The sequence below is a fragment of the Coprococcus intestinihominis genome, assembly GCF_040096555.1.
GTDB lineage: Bacteria > Bacillota > Clostridia > Lachnospirales > Lachnospiraceae > Coprococcus_A > Coprococcus_A intestinihominis.
This window is the reverse complement of sequence record NZ_JBBMEK010000292.1, coordinates 1-3,914: the sequence shown is the minus strand read 5'-3', so window position 1 is coordinate 3,914 and position 3,914 is coordinate 1. Positions and strand designations below refer to the sequence as shown.

The following is a 3,914-nucleotide window of genomic DNA, read 5'->3' as shown; positions in this document are numbered from 1 at the left end:
TGAAGTGCAGCCGTATCTGGATCAGATCAGTGCCGTGATGGCAGGCGGTGATACGGCAGAGGTGAAAATGACGGTTCGCCTGGATACCCTGGTCTGCCAATATATGACGATCCATGTGATGACGGAAATCTCTGAGGGTGAGGTCAATGACGGATATATGGAATCTCTGCCGAATATGACAGGCTATGTTGTTAAAAAGGGTGATACATTATTTTCCCTGGGGAAACAGTTTCGTACAACAGCCCAGGAAATCCGGCGGCTGAATCATATTGAAAAGGAAGAGATCTCTGAGGGGGAACGTCTGCTGATCATGAAACAGATGAGTTTTTGAAAGATTCCGAAAAAAAGTATTGCAAAATTGCAGATTGTATTTTACAATTATATTGTATACACGATACACAGAGACATACATAAGATGGGAGTTGAAACCACCTCTAAGGGGAATACAGGGGGAATCATTATGGATACGATCAGACTAAAAGCCAGAGCGAAGATCAATCTTGGATTAGATGTGGTCAGACGCAGAGAAGATGGCTATCATGAAGTTCGAATGGTTATGCAGATGCTGAAGCTGTATGATCAGATTGATATAGAGAAAACAGAGACACCGGGCATCCGGCTGACATGCAATTTATCCTTCCTGCCGACGGATGAGTGCAATATTGCCTACAAAGCGGCGAAGGTTATGATGGAGCAGTTTGACATAAAGCAGGGGGTCTGTATCCGCATTGAGAAGCATATACCGGTGGCTGCGGGAATGGCAGGCGGAAGTACGGATTGTGCTGCTGTTTTATACGGCATGAATAAGCTCTTTGATTTGCAGCTGAGCCAGAAGAAGCTCAGGGAGATCGGCGTGAAGCTGGGGGCAGATGTTCCGTATTGTCTGATGCGCCGCACTGCATTGTCGGAAGGAATTGGTGAGATCCTGACGCCGGTGGCGCCGCTTCCGGATTGTCCGATTTTAATTGCGAAACCATCCATCAGTGTGTCCACCCGTTATGTTTATGAGCATCTGAAATTGAATGAAGAGATCCTGCATCCGGATGTGGATGGCATTGTATCAGCGCTGAAGGCGAAGGATCTTTATGGTGTCACGGATCGTCTTGGCAATGTACTTGAGACTGTGACGATTCCGGAACATCCGGTCATTGCAGATATCAAGCAGCAGATGATGCAGTCGGGGGCAGTGAATGCTTTGATGAGCGGTAGCGGACCGACTGTATTCGGTATTTTTGATGATGAAGACAAGGCGAAGAAAGCCTTTGAAGATATGAAAGCCAGCGGCTTGGCGAGACAGATTTATCTGACCAGACCATTTAATCAGAAAATAAAAAGCACACGTAAGAATCAAAGAAAGAGGTAGGCAGGATGAAGGACTTTGAAATGACAATTGATGAATATCTCCCATTAAGAGATGTTGTATTTAATACATTGAGAAGAGCGATTCTCAAAGGAGAACTGGAACCAGGAGAACGTCTGATGGAGATTGCACTGGCCAACAAGCTGGGAGTCAGCCGAACACCGATCCGTGAAGCAATTCGTAAGCTGGAGCTGGAAGGCCTTGTTGTGATGATCCCGAGAAAAGGTGCAGAGGTTGCACGGATTACAGAGAAGGATCTGAGAGATGTATTGGAAGTCCGTACCTCCCTCGAGAAATTGGCGATCGAGCTTGCCTGTGACAGAATTACAGAAGATGATATCCATGATCTGAAGCTTGCATGTAAGAATTTTGAAGAGTCTTTTGGTAAGGATGATCTGACAACCATCGCAGAGAAGGATGTGGCTTTCCATGATATTATTTTCAGATCAACGAAGAATGCCAGACTGATCCAGATTTTGAATAATCTCCGGGAACAGATGTATCGTTACCGTCTGGAATATCTGAAGGATACACAGTCCCATGACAGACTGGTGGAAGAGCATCAGAGGATTGTGGATGCCATCATTGACAAGAACAAAGAAGAGGCAGTTCGCCTGATCCAGGAACATATTTATATCCAGGAGCTGACGGTAATCAAGAAGCTTCAGGAGCAGGAAGCATAAAAAAGCAGCATTTGCAGAGAATAAAGATATTGCAGCAGACAATGGTCTGCTTGCGGTATCTTTATTTTTTAGGAGGCTTTGGAATGCACAATAAGATTGAAACAGAGCTGGAAACAAATATCCGTTATATAGAATCCCGTTTTGAAGGCTGTGCCGATGCCGTCATGCGCCGGATTCTGGTGGGTGATGAAAAGCTGGGAATGTATGTTGTTTATATGGATTCCATGTATGACCGGGATTTTATAGATGGTGTTGTGCTGAAAAGTCTCCTTTTTGATCGGATACAGCTGCCAGATCAAAATGCCGGGCAGGTGATTTTTAATAAATATCTGGCGACAGCAGATGTGAAGGAAACCAATCGGATGGAGATGCTGATTGATGAGGTCCTCAAAGGCAATACGGCGATTCTCATTGACGGCATGGCAAAGGCCATGATTGTTTCCAGTAAGAATCTGCCGGGGCGCGGGGTATCAGAGGCGGAAACAGAAGTGTCTGTCAGAGGTTCCAAGGAAAGCTTTACGGAATCTTTCAGGGTGAATACCGTGCTGATTCGGCGGCGGATCAGAGATACACGGCTGAAGAGCCGGCAGATGACCATCGGTGTCCGTTCAAAAACAGATGTGGCGTTGATGTATATGGAGGATCTGGTACGGCCGGAAATGCTTAAGCAGGTTATCAGAAAGCTGGAGAGTTTCAAAATTGATGCGATCCTTGACAGCAGTTATCTGGAATCCCTGACGGAAGAAAAATGGTACTCGCCGTTCCCTCAGTATCAGTCCACAGAACGGCCGGATAAGGCGGCCTCAGCCCTTTTAGAGGGCCGTATTGTGTTGGTTGTGGACAATTCCCCCATGGTTCTTTTGCTGCCGACTGTGTTTGCATGCTTTTTTCAGGCATCGGATGACTACTATGACCGTTGGGATGCAGCGAATTTCGTACGGATACTGCGTTATGCGGCGGCATTTTTTGCAGTTCTTTTGCCGGGAATGTATATTGCACTGGCAGGCTTTCATCCGGAGGCACTGCCGCTGAGTTTTGCACTGAGTTTTGCGGCTTCCAGGGAGGGTGTTCCGTTTACACTGCCGGTGGAGGTGGTTGTGATGGAGCTGGCATTTGAATTGCTGCGGGAGGCAGGCATCAGGCTGCCGGGACCTATGGGGAGTACTTTGGGGATTGTCGGCGGTCTGATTATCGGTCAGGCGGCGGTTGATGCGCATATTGTCAGTCCGGTGGTTGTTATTCTTGTGGCTCTGACTGCGTTGTCTGCTTTTACTATTCCGAATGATCTGTTTGCATCTGCATTTCGGATGATTAAATTTTATTTTATTGCTGCAGCATCCATAGGCGGTTTTGTGGGACTGACAGCGGCCGTACTGACCGTATTGACCCATCTGTCCGGTCTGAAAAGTTTTGGTATTCCCTATATGCTGCCCTTTGTTTCGGCAGAGATGGCTCCGGAAGGCAAGTGGCAGGACAATATCTGGCGTATGCCATTAGGAAAAATGTATGAGCGGCCGTATTTTACTCAGAAAGGACACAGACGCAGACTGAGAAAGGAGAAGAAAAATGATATCAGATAATCAGATGATCTCCGGGCGTCAGGCATCCTGGATCTTTATGCTGGATATGCTGGCAGCGGGACTTTTTTCACTGACAGCAGCAAAGGAACAAGCTTCATCGCTGACAATGCTTGTGGGCAGTCTGCTGACAATTGGTCTCGTGCTGATTTATTATAAGGCATCTTTTTGTATGTTTGATCAGTATGAAAAAAAGACAGGCATCAGACTCTCAGAACAAAAACTGCCGGGAATACTCTGCCTGCTGTGGCTGATTTTTTATCTGGCAGGACTGATATGGGCTTTGCGTTTTTA

Annotated in this window: 5 protein-coding genes; all 5 read left to right on the top strand. The window is 46.6% G+C overall.

The window, feature by feature from the left end:
- Positions 1 to 331: LysM peptidoglycan-binding domain-containing protein (locus tag WMO25_RS15880; protein WP_349086134.1), on the top strand; the 331-nt coding region annotated here is incomplete at its 5' end.
- A gap of 129 nt (positions 332 to 460) precedes the next feature.
- Positions 461 to 1,363, top strand: coding sequence for a 4-(cytidine 5'-diphospho)-2-C-methyl-D-erythritol kinase (gene ispE / locus WMO25_RS15875; protein WP_349086133.1), 903 nt, complete (start codon positions 461 to 463; stop codon positions 1,361 to 1,363).
- A 5-nt stretch (positions 1,364 to 1,368) separates the two neighbouring features.
- Positions 1,369 to 2,043: a GntR family transcriptional regulator gene (locus tag WMO25_RS15870; protein ID WP_227082126.1), complete on the top strand. Its 675-nt coding sequence runs from the start codon at positions 1,369 to 1,371 to the stop codon at positions 2,041 to 2,043.
- A gap of 83 nt (positions 2,044 to 2,126) precedes the next feature.
- Positions 2,127 to 3,623 (top strand): spore germination protein, encoded by a 1,497-nt coding sequence (locus WMO25_RS15865; protein ID WP_349086132.1) that lies wholly within the window; start codon positions 2,127 to 2,129, stop codon positions 3,621 to 3,623.
- A partial coding sequence (locus tag WMO25_RS15860; protein ID WP_349086131.1) for a hypothetical protein occupies positions 3,610 to 3,914 on the top strand: 305 nt, incomplete at its 3' end. The genes WMO25_RS15865 and WMO25_RS15860, both read left to right, overlap by 14 nt.